At 42.2% G+C, this 17,581-nt stretch carries 14 protein-coding genes and 2 pseudogenes; 7 read left to right on the top strand and 9 right to left on the bottom strand.

All coding sequences use genetic code 11. The features are described 5' to 3' along the window. Positions 1–70: 70 nt before the first annotated feature. Positions 71–949 (top strand): AraC family transcriptional regulator, encoded by an 879-nt coding sequence (locus LK536_RS43560; RefSeq protein ID WP_227796106.1) that lies wholly within the window; start codon positions 71–73, stop codon positions 947–949. A 248-nt stretch (positions 950–1,197) separates the two neighbouring features. On the opposite strand, the gene LK536_RS43565 is transcribed toward LK536_RS43560, so the two are convergent. From LK536_RS43565 to LK536_RS43575, 3 genes are all read right to left on the bottom strand, one after another. Further along, positions 1,198–1,482 carry a helix-turn-helix transcriptional regulator gene (locus tag LK536_RS43565; protein ID WP_227796105.1) on the bottom strand — a complete coding sequence of 95 codons (285 nt, stop codon included), beginning with the start codon at positions 1,480–1,482 and terminating at the stop codon, positions 1,198–1,200. After that, positions 1,470–1,961 carry a type II toxin-antitoxin system RelE/ParE family toxin gene (locus tag LK536_RS43570; RefSeq protein WP_227796104.1) on the bottom strand — a complete coding sequence of 164 codons (492 nt, stop codon included), beginning with the start codon at positions 1,959–1,961 and terminating at the stop codon, positions 1,470–1,472. The genes LK536_RS43565 and LK536_RS43570 overlap by 13 nt, the downstream gene beginning before the upstream one ends. Positions 1,962–2,102: 141 nt before the next feature. Further along, a complete protein-coding gene (locus LK536_RS43575; protein WP_506092156.1) occupies positions 2,103–2,807 on the bottom strand; it encodes a transposase in 705 nt (234 codons plus the stop codon). A gap of 147 nt (positions 2,808–2,954) precedes the next feature. Between LK536_RS43575 and LK536_RS43580 the strand changes: the two are divergent. From LK536_RS43580 to LK536_RS43605, 6 genes and pseudogenes are all read left to right on the top strand, one after another. Further along, a pseudogene (locus LK536_RS43580) lies at positions 2,955–4,099 on the top strand (IS91 family transposase). 53 nt (positions 4,100–4,152) lie between these two features. Then, positions 4,153–4,338 (top strand): hypothetical protein, encoded by a 186-nt coding sequence (locus LK536_RS43585; protein WP_227796102.1) that lies wholly within the window; start codon positions 4,153–4,155, stop codon positions 4,336–4,338. Positions 4,339–4,508: 170 nt separating this feature from the next. Beyond that, entirely contained in the window at positions 4,509–5,654 is a 1,146-nt protein-coding gene (locus LK536_RS43590) for an IS91 family transposase (RefSeq protein ID WP_227796101.1), read from the top strand. Positions 5,655–5,707: 53 nt separating this feature from the next. Further along, positions 5,708–5,893: a hypothetical protein gene (locus LK536_RS43595; RefSeq protein ID WP_227796100.1), complete on the top strand. Its 186-nt coding sequence runs from the start codon at positions 5,708–5,710 to the stop codon at positions 5,891–5,893. Positions 5,894–6,068: 175 nt separating this feature from the next. After that, positions 6,069–7,195: pseudogene (locus LK536_RS43600) on the top strand (IS91 family transposase); the annotation flags it as partial. An 85-nt stretch (positions 7,196–7,280) separates the two neighbouring features. Beyond that, a complete protein-coding gene (locus tag LK536_RS43605) occupies positions 7,281–7,457 on the top strand; it encodes a hypothetical protein (protein ID WP_227796099.1) in 177 nt (58 codons plus the stop codon). A gap of 735 nt (positions 7,458–8,192) precedes the next feature. Here LK536_RS43605 and LK536_RS43610 read toward each other — a convergent pair. The 6 genes from LK536_RS43610 to ppdK all read right to left on the bottom strand — a co-directional run bounded on the left by LK536_RS43610 (position 8,193) and on the right by ppdK (position 17,114). Next, the gene (locus LK536_RS43610; protein ID WP_227796098.1) at positions 8,193–10,814 is read right to left on the bottom strand and encodes an MATE family efflux transporter; all 2,622 of its coding nucleotides are present in this window, start codon (positions 10,812–10,814) and stop codon (positions 8,193–8,195) included. A 561-nt stretch (positions 10,815–11,375) separates the two neighbouring features. Next, a complete protein-coding gene (locus LK536_RS43615; RefSeq protein ID WP_329602236.1) occupies positions 11,376–11,792 on the bottom strand; it encodes a hypothetical protein in 417 nt (138 codons plus the stop codon). 259 nt (positions 11,793–12,051) lie between these two features. After that, a complete protein-coding gene (locus tag LK536_RS43620) occupies positions 12,052–12,948 on the bottom strand; it encodes a ParB/RepB/Spo0J family partition protein (protein WP_227796097.1) in 897 nt (298 codons plus the stop codon). Continuing rightward, the gene (locus LK536_RS43625) at positions 12,935–13,720 is read right to left on the bottom strand and encodes a ParA family protein (protein WP_227796096.1); all 786 of its coding nucleotides are present in this window, start codon (positions 13,718–13,720) and stop codon (positions 12,935–12,937) included. The genes LK536_RS43620 and LK536_RS43625 overlap by 14 nt, the downstream gene beginning before the upstream one ends. Before the next feature lie 35 nt (positions 13,721–13,755). Next, entirely contained in the window at positions 13,756–14,169 is a 414-nt protein-coding gene (locus LK536_RS43630; RefSeq protein WP_227796095.1) for a DUF6075 family protein, read from the bottom strand. A 308-nt stretch (positions 14,170–14,477) separates the two neighbouring features. Next, entirely contained in the window at positions 14,478–17,114 is a 2,637-nt protein-coding gene (gene ppdK, locus LK536_RS43635) for a pyruvate, phosphate dikinase (protein WP_227796094.1), read from the bottom strand. Positions 17,115–17,581: the final 467 nt, after the last annotated feature.

A 17,581-nucleotide genomic window follows, 5' to 3' on the forward strand; every position in this document is an offset into this window, starting at 1 on the left:
CTTTCTTTCCTTGATTCAATTCAAATCTCGACTTATAATATAAGAAAAGCGACCAAATGGAGGTGTGACCATGGGATTACAGAAATGTGCCCTCAACCTGAACCGCATAGGCAAGGAGCTTCAGCCCCATGGGACGGCAAAATTCCCCTGTGCAGGTTATTCTGCCGTCTATACAGACAGGCCAGAGGATGTCATCCCCTGGCACTGGCATGAAGAGCTGGAAATCGTGTTTGTGGAAACCGGCGGCTTAAAGCTTCAGATTCCCGGAAAGACCTTTCATTTAGGGAAGGGGGAGGGATTTGTCATCAATTCCAACCTCCCTCATTTTGCAGCAGCGGAAAACTTCTGCGACCTGCATTCCCTGGTCTTCCATCCTGTTTTGATAACCGGCAACAAGGACTCTGTCTTTGCAGTCAGATATATGACGCCGCTGATCCATTGCAGCACATTTGACGGTTGTCCCTTAAGCCTGGCGGATGCATTTAACAGGGCGTTCCGGGCATTGAAGGAGGAGCGCACGGGATATGAATTCATTGTCAGGGAAAATCTGTCCCTGATCTGCCTTTCCCTTCATGAACGCTATGCCCATGAGATTGACTCGGGTGAAACAGGGCTGGATCCGGACAGCAGGCGCATCCAGATCATGCTGGAATTCATACATGACAACTACCATGAGAATCTGGATCTGACACAGATTGCGCGGTCGGCAGACATCGGTGAACGGGAATGTCTGCGCTGCTTTAAACGCAGTATCCAGAATTCCCCCATGCAGTATCTGTTAAAATACAGGACCACCCAGGGCGCAGCCATGCTTCTTCAGGATCCCGGCAGCAGTGTCTCCGAAATAGCCGCCATGTGCGGATTTAACAGTTCCAGCAATTTCTCCCAGATGTTTAAACGTTTTTACAAATGTACCCCCAGGGAATACAGGAGGGATCATGGCAGGTAAGCCCCTGCCTGCAATGCAAAAGGTTCCGGCGTAGAATCAGCCGGAACCACTGCATTTCATCAGGCAAAGTCAGTTAAACTCCGGTCATGCCGGATCATATCTCCTCAGTCAAATCCTCACCTGAATCAGGGATTGCGATAAATCAAGCAAATGCCCTTTATCGATTGCTTACTTATGATTCAGAGCTGCCTGGGTGGATGACAACCACGCAGGGCAATCCACTAAGTTATTAAATCCCATATCTTTCATCACTTAATTTGTACGTTTAAACTCTTCCCCAATGATTCAGCCACCTTCGAAAGGAAGTCCAAACTAGGATTATAATTACCGCTTTCAAGTCTGGATATATTGCTTTTCTGAGTCCCTACACGCCTGGCAAGCTCAGCCTGTGTCATATTCTGTTGTTTTCTGGCCACTATAATCTGTGCAATGGCCTCATAACGTGGCCGCAATTTCTCATATTCAAGTTTAAACTCTTCATCTTTAAGCATATCTTCTTTCATTTGCTCAAAAGAAATTCCTACTTTGCCCATTGTTTACACCTCCTTACATAATCTTCCATATACTTTCTTGCCCTGCCAATTTCTGTCTGTGGCGTCTTTATACTCTTTTTTATGAATCCATGCAATAAGATATACTTTTTATTATGATATGTAAAATAAAATATCCGAACTATATCATTGGAAAATTTCACCCGCAGTTCATACAGACCCTTATTCTTCTCACCTTTTATAGGTTTAACATATGGCTCACGTAATTCATTTCCCATATTCCGCAATAACTCAATATCACTAAAGGCTTTCGCTCTTAACTTGGGAGAAAGTGAGAGAGAAAATCCTGCATCGGCAACCGGATACTTTGGATAATGCCCGTAGATCTTATGATATTTCTCCATCAATGGTACAAAGCATTCCATGTCTGATGCGTATGGTTTTACATCAACTACCGCAATGTATTCATCGCAGACTGCGGTCTGAAGATTATATGCTGGAAGCAACTGGTCATTTCCCATGTAATCTCGTTCTATCCGCATAAAAGTGGCATCATGATCCGTTTTGGAATGACTGTTCCTTTCCTCCCCGCAGACTTCTATATGGTGCGCGTATGTTTTCAAACGCTCCAGATATCCCTGTAATTCCTGATACTGTTTTTGCTAAATGCTTTTTCTATGTCCACAGCCTGAAACAAAAGTGGATTCCTCCTGCTTTGTCCCCAGCTTGTACATTTCCAACAGTTCGGAAACATAATCGATGGCATACTCTTCGCGCTTCTCAAGTTTCACATTTAAATAGCCCAAAACTTCAAGGTTCATGGCATCGATCAGCGAGGATATCCTTTCAAAGACTTTTCCCCGGTTTTTGGTACATGATTTTTTCCATACCCAGGTATAGCGGTTCGCATTGGCCTCCATTTTAGTACCGTCGATATAGGTATGCTCCAAGTCGACATGGTCTTTTTCAAATATATATGTATTCACATCCCCAAAAACCTGTTCTATCGAATCCGTAAGTTCATTCCGGATAATGTTACCGAAAGTGGCTAAGGAAGGTGCTTTCATGCCGTCCAGAAGATACATATACCGGATATCATTACGGCAGAGTCTTTCGATGTTCCGCAGGGAACAGATCCCGTATTCCATAAAAGAAAAAAGTATCACTTTGAGGAGCTTGTGTTCATCACATCTTGGACGGCCTGTTCTGTAGCCTTTCTCTACAAAATATCTTGATAGGTCGATGTGATCCATCACTTCGCAGAAAGTGTATACCGGATCAGAAATATCAATTAATTTTTCGATTTCCAATGGTAATTTCAACTGACGTGGTGTATAATTATCATTGGTTTTATTAGTTAGTCGCATAATTAATTATACCAAAAAATCGCTGAAGTCTCACGACCTCAGCGATTTTTCTTTAGGGCTGTTTTTTTACAGCCCCTTCAACTCCCCTGCCCCTCAATCTTGAGGGGAGGGCTTGCTTCTTTCTTCTATCTGATTCATAATTATCCCATGAACATCTTACAAGAGATTTTTAAAGACAATTACGAAATCATGCAATATACCCTTTATCCCAGAGCTGTTGAAATGGAAAACATCTCCAAGATGATTCATTGTGGTGACCCTTCTTTTGGCGGCGCCATGTATGCCTGCCCTCACTGCGGTAACTTCAAGTTCGTTCCTTTTCGCTGCAAAAGCCGTTTCTGCCCCTCCTGCGGCGTCAAATACTTCCAGGAACGCTCTACTCAAATGGCTTTTCAACTAATACGATGCCCTCACCGCCATTGTGTCTTTACCATTGATGAAGGGTTACACCACTTTTTTCTGGAAGACCGCTCTCTTCTTGACTGCCTTTTCCAGGCTGTACGCAGTGTTGTCCTGCGTAAGTTCCATAACCTCAACAAATCGAAAAATTCTGTTCCCCGCATTGTCTGTGTCCTTCACACATTTGGGAGACCCCTGGAATGAATCCCACATATCCACTGCCTCATTACGGAAGGCGGGTTCTCTGATGACGGCTTTTGGCGTGTCGTCAAACATTTTAACTATACTCTATTAAGAAAGTCCTTCCAGACAGTACTTCTTAATCTTCTCGAATCCCGCATTGGACCTTCTTTCAAAAAAACAAAAGCTCTTATCTATCGTAAGGATAAAGATGGGTTTTATGTTTATACCAAACCTAATATTTGTGAGACGGATGCGGTTATCAAATATATCAGCCGCTATCTCGGACGCCCTGTCATCGCACTAAAACGGATTGATTCCTATGATAGCATCAACGTCACATTTCACTATAACCGGCACGAAGACAATGCCTTTATAAAAAAGACACTTCCTGCCAGCGATTTTATAAAGCTCCTGATTCAGCACATACCCGAAAAAACTTTAAAATGACACGTTACTATGGTCTCTATGCAAGGCACCGGGAAAAAGATGAAACACTTTGGAAAGCTGTCCCAAAAGCCAAGCACCGACTGATGAAAACCTTTGCTAAATGGCGCGAGGATATCCTTCTATCTTTCGGCTATGACCCACTCAAATGCACACAATGTAACCACGAAATACAGTTCGTAGAACTTTATTACAATCATCACCGTGTTTCTCTGGAAGAATTATATGAAAGGGCAATGGCAAAAGTAAAATGCCGTTCTGCTTGATTTTTCCACCTGCCTGTACCATACTTATCTTATTAACAGACAGGAGGCTTCCCATGGATTCAAAATTTTTAGAGGAACTGCGGCAAAAATATATTCAAAACCCGCCGGAAGGAATGACAGCCAAACTGGTCAGAACTATGTCTGTTTCTGATCTGCTTGATATGCATGAATTTCTTACGGAGGATGATGACCTGGATGACGATGAATTTGAAGAAGGATTTTATATTGACCTTTTTTAACCACCGTCTGTTTGCTTTGCCCGCATTTTGCGGGCTTTTTTATCAATTGGTCCGCCATTTGGCGAACTTTCCTATTATATAAATAAGTGTCTTCGACACTTCAACTCCCTTGCCCCTCAATCTTGAGGGGTGGGGTTGCTTTTTACTTCTATCTGATTCATAATTATCCCATGAACATCTTACAAGAGATTTTTAAAGACAATTATGAAATCATTCAATATACACTTCATCCCAGGGATGTTGAAATGGAAAACATCTCCAAGATGATTGATTGTGGTGACCCTTCTTTTGGCGGGGCCATGTATGCCTGCCCTCACTGTGGCAGCTTCAAGTTCGTTCCTTTTCGCTGCAAAAGCCGGTTCTGTCCTACCTGCGGGGTCAAATACTGCCAGGAACGCTCCACTCAAATGGCTTTTAAACTAATACTCTGTACTCACCGGCATTGTGTCTTTACCATTGATGAAGAATTACGGCACTTTTTTCTGGAAGACCGTTCTCTTCTTGACTGCCTTTTCCAGGCTGTCCGCAGTGTTCTCCTGCGTATGTTCCATGACCTCAACCAATCTAAAAACTTTGTTCCCGGCATCGTCTGCGTCCTTCACACTTTTGGGAGGCCTCTGGAATGGAATCCTCATATCCATTGCCTCATTACGGAAGGAGGGTTCTCGGATGACGGCTTCTGGCGGGTTGTCAGGCATTTTAATTATACCCTCTTAAGAAAGTCCTTTCAGACCGCTCTTCTCAATCTTCTCGAATCCCGCATTGGACCTTCTTTCAAAAAAACAAAAGCTCTTATCTACCATAAGGATAAAAATGGTTTTTATGTTTATGCCAAACCAAATCTCTGTGATACGGATGCGGTGATTAAATATATCAGCCGTTATCTCGGCCGCCCCGTCATTGCCCTGAAACGGATTGATTCCTATGATGGCACCAATGTCACATTTCACTATAACCGTCACGAAGACAATGCCTTTGTAAAAAGGACTCTTCCTGTTATAGATTTTATAAAGCTCCTGATCCAGCACATCCCGGAAAAAAACTTTAAAATGACACGTTACTATGGTCTTTATTCCAGGCAACGTGATAAAAATCAATCACTTTGGAAGGCTGTTCCAAGATCCAAGCACCGTCTGATGAAAACTTTTAACAAATGGCGTGAAGACATCCTTCTGTCTTTTGGCTATGACCCGCTCAAATGTACACAATGCAACCACGAAATGCAGTTCGTAGAGCTTTATTACAATCATCACCGTGTTTCTCTGGAAGAATTATATGAAAGGGCAATGGCAAACGTAAAATGCCGTTCTGCTTGATTTTTCCACCTGTCTGTACCATACTTATCTTATTAACAGACAGGAGGATTCCCATGGATTCAAAATTTTTAGAGGAACTGCGGCAAAAATATATTCAAAACCCGCCGGAAGGAATGACAGCCAGACTGGTCAGAACTATGTCTGATTCTGATTTGCTTGATATGCATGAATTTCTTACGGAGGATGATGACCTGGATGACGATGAATTTGAAGAAGGATTTTATATTGACCTTTTTTAACTACCGTCTGTTTGCTTTGCCCGCATTTTGCGGGCTTTTTTATCAATTGGTCCGCCATTTGGCGAACTTTCCTATTATACAAGAAAGTGCCTTCGGCACCTCAATTCCCCTAGCCCCTCATTCATGAGGGGAATTAGGGGTTTCCTTTTGTTGCCTTTTCCTTCATAATAGTCTTATGACTATTTTACAGCATATTTTTACGGACTATTTTGAAGAAATGATTTATCTCCAACACCCTCGTGACTCTATCATTGAGAATGTAGAAAAACTTATCCTCTGCGGCACTCCTGCCTTTGGTGGTGCCATGTACGCCTGCCCTTGTTGTGGCAATTTTAAATTTGTTCCCTTTCGCTGCCACTCCCGTTTCTGTCCTTCTTGCGGCAACATGTATTCCATTGACAGGACTACCTCTATGTCTTTCAAAATCCTTGATGTACAGCACCGCCACTGTGTCTTTACCATCGCAGAAGAACTACGCCCTTTCTTCCTACACAACCGCTCCCTCCTCAACTGCCTGTTTTCTGCTGTCAACAGCGTTGTCACCCGCATGTTTCACAAAGAGAATCTCTCCGAATTATTTACTCCCGGTTTTATCTGCGTTCTCCATACCTTCGGACGCAATTTCAAATGGAATCCTCATATCCACTGCCTTATTTCGGAGGGCGGCGTTGGCAAAAGTCTCTTCTGGCGACACAAAAAGCACTTTAACTTCCGTCTCCTTCGCGACTCGTTTCAGACGGCTCTCCTTAATGAACTGCATTCCCGGATTGGCTTCTCCTTCAAAAAGGTTAAAGCCTTCATTTATTCCAATCACAAAAAGGGTTTTATGTTTATGCAAAGCCCAATAAATGCAATCCTGCAACCGTCCTCAAATATATCGGTCATTATCTTGGCCGGCCGGTTATCGCCTCCTCCCGCATTGATTCCTATGATGGTGCGTTTGTCACATTTCATTATAACCGCCACGAAGATGATAAACTCGTTGTGGAAACGATACCTGTTCTTAACTTTATCGCCCGTTTAACTCTGCATATCCCGGAAAAACATTTCAAAATAATCCGTTACTATGGGATTTATGCCAGACACCGCAAGTTAGACCAGTATCTGCGCAGGGCTATCTCCAGGGAAAAGCATAAGATCTATCTTTCTTTTAACCGATGGCGTGATTCCACCCTCCATTTCTTTGGGTATAATCCCCTGAAATGTCCTAACTGTGGGAATACCATGCTTTTTCTGGAACTGTATTTCAACCATAAACCTGTTTCTCTGCACGAATTATATGAAAGGACCATGAAAAAATCTCATTGCCGTTCTCCTGCGCATAAAGCGTCCTTTTACAGTTACTCCGTCTGTGATAAACTAAAAAGAAAACGGAGGATACCATACCATGAATCCACATGCAGAGAAACTCAGAAAAAAGTACATGCTCACCCCGCCGGAGGGAATGACTTCCGAAGATGTCCGTGACATGCCGGAGGAAGCGCTTCTGGACATGGATTATTTCTTAAACGAAGATGATTTGTTGGATGATGAGGCTGGCGTAGAAGGCTTTTATATCTTCTAAATAATGTCATCTTCAAAGTCTGCCCGCCTAATGGCGGGCTGTTAGTTTACATAACTTAAGCTCGGCGAGGAATTTCCTATAAAGCAAAAAAAAATGCTGCATATTCAAATAATGAGCGTCTTTCTGCGTATATCGTTAAATGATGATTTCAGACAGCAGCCACAAGCTGTCTCTTCCCGCTGTGCAACAAGGAACAAAATTTTTCTGCACTTCTGGAGAACCCGGAAATACATAAAATCAATACAAGATTATAATGCTACTATATGTTGTTAGTACCAATGCTTTGTAATCTATATATAGCGTGCCATTGATTTATTTCGTTTTATGGGTACATACATCACAAATGGTTTCTGATAAAGCAATTAGGTCAGTTTACAAGGAAACACACGCAAACCGTGTAACGGTATGCTGGCAGGAAACGCCAGTATGCTTCCTATAGGGGCATATCGCTTCTTTGTTGCGGAGGACTCCAAAGAGGGCAACGCCCCTTTTTGCATACAACAACCTTGCTTACAAGATGTAATGTGTTATACGCTCTGGCGGCGTTGCCGCTTCGAGTTCCTGGCCACAGGGGAGGGCAAGAACACTTGTACGATTCTTTGCACCCTCGCCCGGTTTTGCTAACTACATCCTGAAACAATGAGGCACACTTAAACGGCCCAATAACCAGGAGGCTATATACTTAATGCTGTTACTTGCGAAGTAATTTATTTACTGATTTTTATAAAAATTATATTATCCTCTTTGTCTACCAGTGAAAATAGTACCACATGGTTTTTCATTTACTTGTATAGAAATTTTTGCAGTTACATTTATAACTTTACGATTATTATAGAGGAATTCTCTAAGTTCATCTTCATCAAAATCTATTGGGAGACCATCCAAAATAGGATAATAATATTTTCTTGTTTTCTTGTCATATTCCACATTTTCTTCTTTTATATTGGGGGAATGGATTGAAACATTAATATCCTGCAAGCACACCTGTATAGAATTCTTTCTCAACGCAATACCATCTTGTAAAACAGTTGTATATATTGTCTCATAATCTTTCAAAAATCTTTTATACTCAGTACTAATTCTATAATCTCTATTTTTTAAAATATATTGTGATCCAAGAAGTAAATGTAAATCATTCGCTGCTAAATATTCCATAAATTCTTTATCATCAGAAAAATCGTCAAATCTCTTTTTAAATTCAACAACTCCCCTTTGATATAAAAATCTTGCAATACCTAGCAAGAACATTCCATTCATGTGCGAATAATATCCATCCGTACTGTTTTTGGTTCCCATTGAACTAGTATAATCAATTAAGCTTAATAAATTAACATCTATGATTCCATTCTTTTCATCGCTCTCAACTAAGATTGGAGCAAATTTTTCTTTTATATTCCCAATGGTATCATTTTTAATTTTCTCGCATATCTCTTTTTCATTTATTTGGATTTCATAATTTTTCTGTGCTTCTTTTGCTAATCTGGTGTACCTTTCCTTTTGTTTTTTCTTAACCGTTTTTTCCAAGTCATTATACATCAAACCAACTTCTTTATCTATTTGTTTCTCTGATTGGTTATCTATAAATGTCATTCTGAATAATTTGCCAAGCATTTCTTTTGTTTTATCTTCATTCCCATTTGAAACATATCTAAAAGCTCGCATGTCATCAACATTTCTTTCCAATAGCTCTGGCAGAAAAAATTCGTGAGACATAAATAAAATAAGAAACAAATAAAAATCTGATGTTACAGACTCAATAATCATAGATTTTGCAGTTTCATATTGAGAGAACAACTCAAATGTATTTACTATTCCATACATTTGATTAAGAATGTCTAAATCCAACCATTCTGAGTTTTCTGACAACATATTGAGAAACTTCAAAAAAGACCCCTGCACACCTTTGTCGTCCCAGATATTTAATGCTGATTGTCTAATATCCTCAGGGACACAATCATCACTTTCTCTTACTGCTAAATAATAGCTGTAACAATGAACAACCAGATATAATAGAGCCTGATATCTATTGTCTAATCTAACAGTGTTCCTCATCCCGCTAAGATATAATCCCATCTTTACGATGTTTTCTTGTCCATTCACTATCATTCCATAGCAATAGCAAAAGTAGATATTGACCTTAGCCTTTAAAAAGTCTTCTGCTCTTTCTTCTGGAATGTTATATGTCGAAAAAAGACTCCATCTGTTTAATACGTTTGCCCAAACATATTGGTTGATTATATTATTTTTATTATTATATTTCCCCAAATAATATCCTATGTATTTAGCAAACGAATTTAATTCACTGATTTCACTTTGGTAATTATATGTATATCTTTTAAACTTTATTTTCTCCTCTTTATTATCAATCTCCTTCTCTTTGTCATATCTAAGCCATACCGCAGTTCTTAGTACTGAATCGGCCAGGTTATCAAACTTAAGTCGCTTTTCTACATCTTCAACATTTATTTCATCAATACTTCGTATCAGTTCACCACAAATTTCCGTAAAAAGAGGAAACTCTTTTTTATATTGATTTAGTAGCGGTCTTTTTTCTGTAATACAATCATAAATAAACTTCCATAATATGTCATATATTTTCTGCACAAATTCAAGACCCTTTTCCTTTAACGCTTTTTTCTCTGATCCCAAAAGGCAATATGATATACTATAGCATTGTTGTTCTATAGATGATAAAGCTTCGTCAGTGCTATAAGTCCATAAGGATGACATACATTTTTCAAAGATTTCAAGAAACTTTTCATAACTTTGTTTATCCTGTGAATCAACCACCTTTTTCCAGTCCACAACAAAATTTTTATATATATTTAATTTCTGCTCATACTCCATATTGCTTTCTAACATATAATTGACATATGATTCTATTTCTTGGTTGTGTTTATTTCTCCCCTCAAAAGCAGAGTACATCTCTAGGATTGAAATTAATATTGCAATTAATGTCGCTACAAACAAATAAAAAACAATATTGTATAAGCCCAGAGAATGGGATATCACACTTGTCAAACACAATCCCAACGAAACAAGAATAAGTACTTTTTGCGTTAATTTCCATGGTTTTATGTTCAAATAGAAATCACTTATAGATACCCCCATATAAGAATCAGAAATATTTCCTGTAATCAATGCAATAATTGTAAATATCAGAGTTCCGACTGTTGCCTGTACTTGTAAAATAGTTAATGAAAATGATTCTATATCATCAATAGGAATTACAATATTTCTTTCAACAAGAACATTCCAATCACAAATTACTCCTATTACAATAAACATAATCATACCTATCATGCCTATTCGTTCTCTTTTTTGATATGCTTTCCGTATCTTTTCCCAATCTTCCATTAGTATTAATCCTTTCTTTTACAATTCGTATATTAACCCTTCTCGATAATTAAAATATTTTCCGTCAGGGACAGCTAAATGCCGATTGAACAGTATAACTTATTCTTCTAAAATGTAAATAAATTATACTACTTTAACTTGCTCTAAACAAGGAACTTTCTCTATATTCCGTCCGTTCCACCCATACAGCCTATCAATGGACGGGTAGTATACCTATACGATTCCTTGTCTTCCCTCTCAGACACAGGGCCATTGACTCAAATCATCTTCCTTTTCCTCCGGAACAGCAGCCTACCGCATACCGGACAGCTTCTCTCCGTCCGTTCTGCCTGAGCGTGACAGTGTAAACAGATTACGTTATCCCTTTCCCCTGTATCTTCTCTTTTATTTCCGTTCATCTTCCCAATCCCCTTCTCTTGTATATACGACGTCTCTCACACCTCGATTGTCCATGTATCCCGATAATGCTCCAAAAGCTTTCTGCTCTCCTCCTCGTAACCCCAGAGTATGCCCTCTACCGCTTTTAAAGCATTTTCTCTCCATCTGAAATAAGTACTGCGGTTAATCCCTTATACTCTGTGGTAAATGTGGCTCCAGTTTACTTATAATCTCTGTTATGTTCATCAGCTGGTAAGGCGACATATAGGTATAATAAAGAATCCAATAGTTCCGTTCTCCCTGTGGATGGTACTTGTGCGATTCATCAATCAGCTTTAAAAACTTGTTGGAGCTGCTGATTGCCTCCACCCTGGAACGGATATTGGCTTCATCGTCATTCAAATCCATTCCCGCCTGATGTAAGGATTCCAGAAATTCGTCTACATCTGTACCATATTCCTTCTGAAACCGGTGCTTTACCTGCCCAATTTGGATCTGCATTTTCCATGATACCGAACGGTATATTTTAAACAGTGCCATCACATCATGATATAATTCGCTGTCAGTATTTTCTGTTGTAACAATTCCACTCTTTCCCATGATTATATTATCCTCCATTTTATATGATCGTTACTTTGAAAATCTGCTTTGGAGAATAACAAGTGAAAACAACTACCAATCTGGCTTTGCGACACAGTGTCACAAGGTCTGGCTGTCAACTGTCCGGCCTACAGTCATCTGAAAATGCCGGCCTTTATCAGTCATTTATCACTGCATAATAAGCCGGCATCTCTTATCCAACTATATTCTTGTTGCTTTAACCTTTAGGACATCGTGTCGCAAAGCTCTGAGGCTACCCTTATCGTAGCTGGCCTGTCTGGTTTTCCTTTTCCTTCCAGGAATCCAGCAATCTAAAAATAATCTCTTCAATCTGTTTTTTCGTGAAATCCTGTGGAAAATAACTTCTGATTCTTTTTGCCGATATTGTAACGCTCGTACTTACCGTCTTCCTGCTTAAAATATCTGTCACCTGTTCTTCTGTCAGCCTTCCTGCAGAGCTTTCCTCTCTCAATTCCTCTGCCTGACTCTTTGACACTGTTGACTGATTGTCCTGTATCATTTGCAGCACCCAGCCCTGCTCTTCGTCACTAAGAAATGATATTTTTTCAGCCGCCACAAGAACAATCTTTCCCTGATCCACATAAATAAGTAATTCCCTCCTCAAATAAGTAAGCCGAATGTACCGCTGGACAGTTCTTGCACAGTCACCGGCCGCTTCTCCTACCAGATTGGCCGTATAGTCCTCGCCCTTCACACCCTGATGGCTTAATGCCTCCATATTCATCCTGTACACCCAGGCTTTTTCAGACGGAAGAATATCTTCTCTCTGGATATTGGAATCAACCATCACAATCGTGGCCTCGTCATCCGTCATCTTCCGGACAATAACAGGCATATCCCTGCATCCGGCCAGCTCACTTCCCCGCTTCCTTCTGTACCCTGCCACACTCTCATAGCCTCCACCCCCATCCTGCCGGACAATTTCCGGAACCAGAACACCATACTGCCTAATACTGCGTACCGTGTCCATCATTTTCTCATCATCCAACACATGAAACGGGTGGTTTTTAAAAGAATGCAGTTCGCCAAGCGGTACGCGAATGCTTCTATCTTCCTCCGCCGCTACTACCTCCGCGCTGCCAAATAAATCGTCATATGAGGTGAATTTAACCTTATCCGCACTACGACCACCCATTAAAAAGCACCTCCCTGGTCAAGGCCGCATATCCTTCAGCCGCTATTCCATCCGACGCATAGACATAAATGCTTGTCCCTTCGACGCTTGTCTCCGCCGCCCTGACAGACAGTGGAATACAGTTTTCAAATATATGAATCTGCGCTCCATAAGCCTCTCGCAGCTTTCTCAATATATCCTTTGCAAAATTAGTCCCTCGGTCCACCTTAGTCAATACGATTCCCTCAATTTCAAGCTGAGGATTCAACTGTCTGCGCACCCGCCCAATGGTTTTAATGAGCTGCTGCAGGCCCTTTGCCGGCAGATATACCGACTCCACAGGTATTAAAACACTGTCTGCAGCTACAAGGGCATTGATTGTTATCATTCCCAGAGAAGGCATACAGTCAATTAATATGTAATCATACCTGTCTTTCAGTTCAAGAATATACTGACGCAGGATTGTCTCTCTGCTCATCACATTTACCAGAGTAGTTTCCAATCCGACCAGTTCAATATTAGCCGGTAGGAAGTCCACCCCTTCCTCGTATTGAAGAATACCTTCCGACAAATCAAACGGCACGTCATTTGCCACTTTTTCCAGCACATTTACTAATGTGACTTCCAAATCATCTGGTTCTTCAATCCCTAAACTGACGGCCAGATTTCCCTGGGCATCCGCTTCAATCAGAAGCACCCGTTTCCCCTCTCTCACCAGTCCGATTCCCAAGTTTACGCATGTCGTCGTTTTTCCGACTCCGCCTTTCTGATTTGCAATCGCTATTACTTTCATGTTTTTCCCCTTTCGTATGCCAAGCTTAAAATGATTTACGCGCCTCCACAATACTCAGGATACCTAATTTTAATCGTCTGCCAAAAATAAGAAGCGTAACCACAACAGAATAAATCTTCTACTGTATACAATCTGCACTCTGCCAACTGATCCTCCGCATCCTCGTAATCAAGGACGCTGGGCGTTCCGTTATTGTACAAATTAAACGCCATGCGGATTACCTTCACGCTGCTGGATGTCTGCCAGCCCTCATGAAGGCATTCGGTTTTTACAAGTCCGGTTTTAAAATCATAAATACGGTTTACATTTTCTCTCGTATCCTCAGCGATTCCAAGACGGTAGACCAGCGCCGCGTGGTATGAATCCTTATGCCTGTATTTGGGAAAATACTGTAAATAAAACCGTTTGTGCACTTCACTTTTAAATTGTATTTTGTTCATTTCTTCCATGATACATTTACCTCCTCTACCGATTTTTCTTCTTATACGTGTTCTACCTCTCTGCAACAAAAAAGGATTAAACCTATCAAAGCCAATGCTCTGAGATTTAATCCTGAATAGAGTATTCCTAACAGCAAAAGGGGCCGCGGACTATGCTGATAGCCTCACAACCCCTTTCGAGTGTTATATATAGATTTTACATATAATATCTTTAAATCGGTTCGCCTTCGTGTATACAGGGTGATAAGACATGTACTCTCTTACGTCCTCCTTTTTTACAACCAGCGTAGTGAAGTAAACATATTTTTTAGAATCTATTATTTTCCTACATTGTTCAGAGCTGCCTGAGCTGCTGCCAGACGTGCAATCGGAACACGGAACGGTGAGCAGGATACGTAGTTCAGTCCAACCTTATGGCAGAACTCTACGGATGACGGATCTCCGCCGTGCTCGCCGCAGATACCGCACTTAAGGTTCGGTCTTGTAGCGCGTCCCTTCTCAACAGCCATCTTAACCAGCTGTCCAACACCTTCCTGATCCAGTCTTGCAAATGGGTCAGACTCGTAAATCTTAGCCTTGTAGTAGGAATCTAAGAACTTGCCCGCGTCATCACGTGAGAAGCCGAAGGTCATCTGTGTCAGGTCATTGGTTCCGAATGAGAAGAACTCTGCCTCTTCAGCCACCTTATCAGCGGTCAGGGCTGCTCTTGGAATCTCAATCATGGTGCCGATGTGATACTGGATATCGGAATTCTTTTCCTTCTTAACCAGCTCAGCAATCTCAACTACGATGTCCTTAACAAACTTAAGCTCTTTCTTCTCGCCGACAAGAGGAATCATGATTTCCGGAACAATATCATATCCGCACTCTTCCTTAACCTCGATGGCAGCCTCCATGACAGCCCTTGTCTGCATCTTGGCAATCTCAGGATAAGTAACAGCCAGACGGCATCCGCGGTGACCCATCATTGGGTTGAACTCATGAAGCTCTGCACACTTGGCATTTACTTCCTCTACCGTCATTCCCATATCGTCAGCCAGGGCCTTGATATCCTCCGGGTCCGTAGGAACGAACTCATGCAGAGGCGGATCCAGGTAACGCACGGTCATAGGTCTGCCTTCCAGGGCCTTGAACATGGCCTTGAAGTCACCCTTCTGGAAAGGAATCAGTTCATTTAATGCTTCTTCCCTCTGCTCAACTGTCTCAGACAGAATCATCTTGCGGATCTTAGGAATCCTCTCCGCGTCAAAGAACATATGCTCGGTACGGCAAAGGCCGATGCCCTCAGCGCCAAGCTTAACAGCGTTCAGTGTATCTGCAGGAGTATCTGCATTGGTGCGCACGCTCAGGGTCCTGAACTGATCAGCCCACTCCATGATACGCTCGAAGTTGCCGCTTACAGTTGCTTCCTGTGTAGCGATGTCGCCCTTGTAAATCTTTCCGGTAGAACCATCCAGGGAAATGTAATCTCCCTCATGGAATGTATGTCCGCCAAGTTCAAATACCTTAGCTTCTTCATTAATCTTGATTTCACCGCAGCCAGATACACAGCAGGTTCCCATGCCACGTGCAACTACTGCTGCATGGCTGGTCATACCGCCGCGGACAGTCAGGATACCCTGTGCAGCGTGCATGCCTTCGATATCCTCAGGGGATGTCTCCAGACGCACCAGGATGACCCTCTCGCCTCTGCCGCCCTTGCCGGCGTCCTTGGCTTCATCAGCAGTAAAGTATACCTTACCGGCTGCAGCGCCAGGAGATGCAGGAAGTGCGCTTCCGATTACTTCGCCGGCCTTCAATGCTTCCGGTACAAAAGTAGGATGCAGTAACTGGTCTAAGGACTTGGCTTCAATCCTGCATACTGCCTCTTCAGGAGTAATCATTCCCTCGTCTACTAAATCGCAGGCAATCTGGATGGCTGCCGGGGCAGTCCTCTTGCCATTACGTGTCTGTAAGAAATACAGCTTGCCTTCCTCAATGGTGAACTCCATGTCCTGCATGTCGCGGAAATGATTCTCCAGCTTCATGGCCAGGTTCATGAATTCCTCATAGCACTCCGGAAGGTCTTCTGCCAGCTTGGAGATTGGCTGAGGTGTACGTACACCTGCAACAACGTCCTCGCCCTGTGCATTAATCAGGTACTCACCGTAGATACCCTTCTCACCTGTGGATGGGTTACGTGTAAATGCAACGCCTGTGCCGGATGTCTCGCCCTTGTTACCGAATACCATGGTCTGGACGTTAACAGCAGTACCCCAGTCGCCGGGGATATCGTTCATACGGCGGTATACGATTGCACGTGGGTTGTCCCATGAACGGAATACAGCCTTAACAGCGCCCATAAGCTGTTCTTTTGGATCCTGTGGGAACTCCTCGCCGTTCATGGCTTCCTTGTAAACAGCCTTGAACTTCTCTGCCAGCTCTTTTAAATCATCGGCTGTCAGGTCTGTATCAAAATGTACGCCCTTTGCTTCTTTCATCTCATCGATGATCTTCTCAAAATAGGACTTGGGAACTTCCATGACAACGTCGGAATACATCTGGATGAACCTGCGGTAGGAATCATAGGCAAATCTTGGATTGCCTGTCTTCTTGGCAAAGCCCTCAACTGCAACGTCATTTAATCCCAGGTTCAGGATGGTGTCCATCATGCCTGGCATGGATGCACGTGCGCCGGAACGTACGGAAACCAGCAACGGATCTTCTGTATCACCGAACTTCTTGCCGTTAATACCTTCCATCCATGTAATTGCCTCAAAAATCTGCTCCTGGATTTCATCGGAAATCTGCTTGCCGCAGTTATAGTACTCGGTACAAGCCTCTGTAGTAACTGTAAATCCCTGTGGAATAGGCATTCCCAGGTTGGTCATCTCTGCTAAGTTGCAGCCCTTGCCGCCAAGAAGGTTTCTCATTGCTGCGCTGCCTTCATGGAACTTATAAACCCATTTTGCCATAAGTTAATTTCCTCCTCATGTTCTTGTAGACTGGCTTTCTACTCTTATATCTGCCTTATTCTTTCCGGACGGAACAAATGCTTCTCTCTTGTCCGTCCACCTCGTCCATTATATCACAAACATTTCTTGAGTAAAGAGTTTTTCCGCGAAAATTTGTTAAATTTCAAGTAAAAAACGGTGTAAATACTTTCATTTTCTGTCATTTTCACATATCCGTTATCGATTCGCATATACGAATATGCATCCCGGGATGTACGCATTTTTATACATCCGGCCTGATATGCTGCCTGTTTTTCATATCCGCATTCCCATCTGTTTTATGTAAGCGCTTACAAGTTTTCACCCGCACATCAGGCACAGTCTGCATCAGGCATCGTCTGCATCAGGCACTGTCCCCATCAGGCATCGTCTGCATCAGGCACTGTCCCCATCAAGCATTGCCTGCATCCGGCACTGTCCCCATCAAG

Source organism: Clostridium pacaense (genome assembly GCF_020709765.2).
Classification (GTDB): domain Bacteria; phylum Bacillota; class Clostridia; order Lachnospirales; family Lachnospiraceae; genus Enterocloster; species Enterocloster hominis.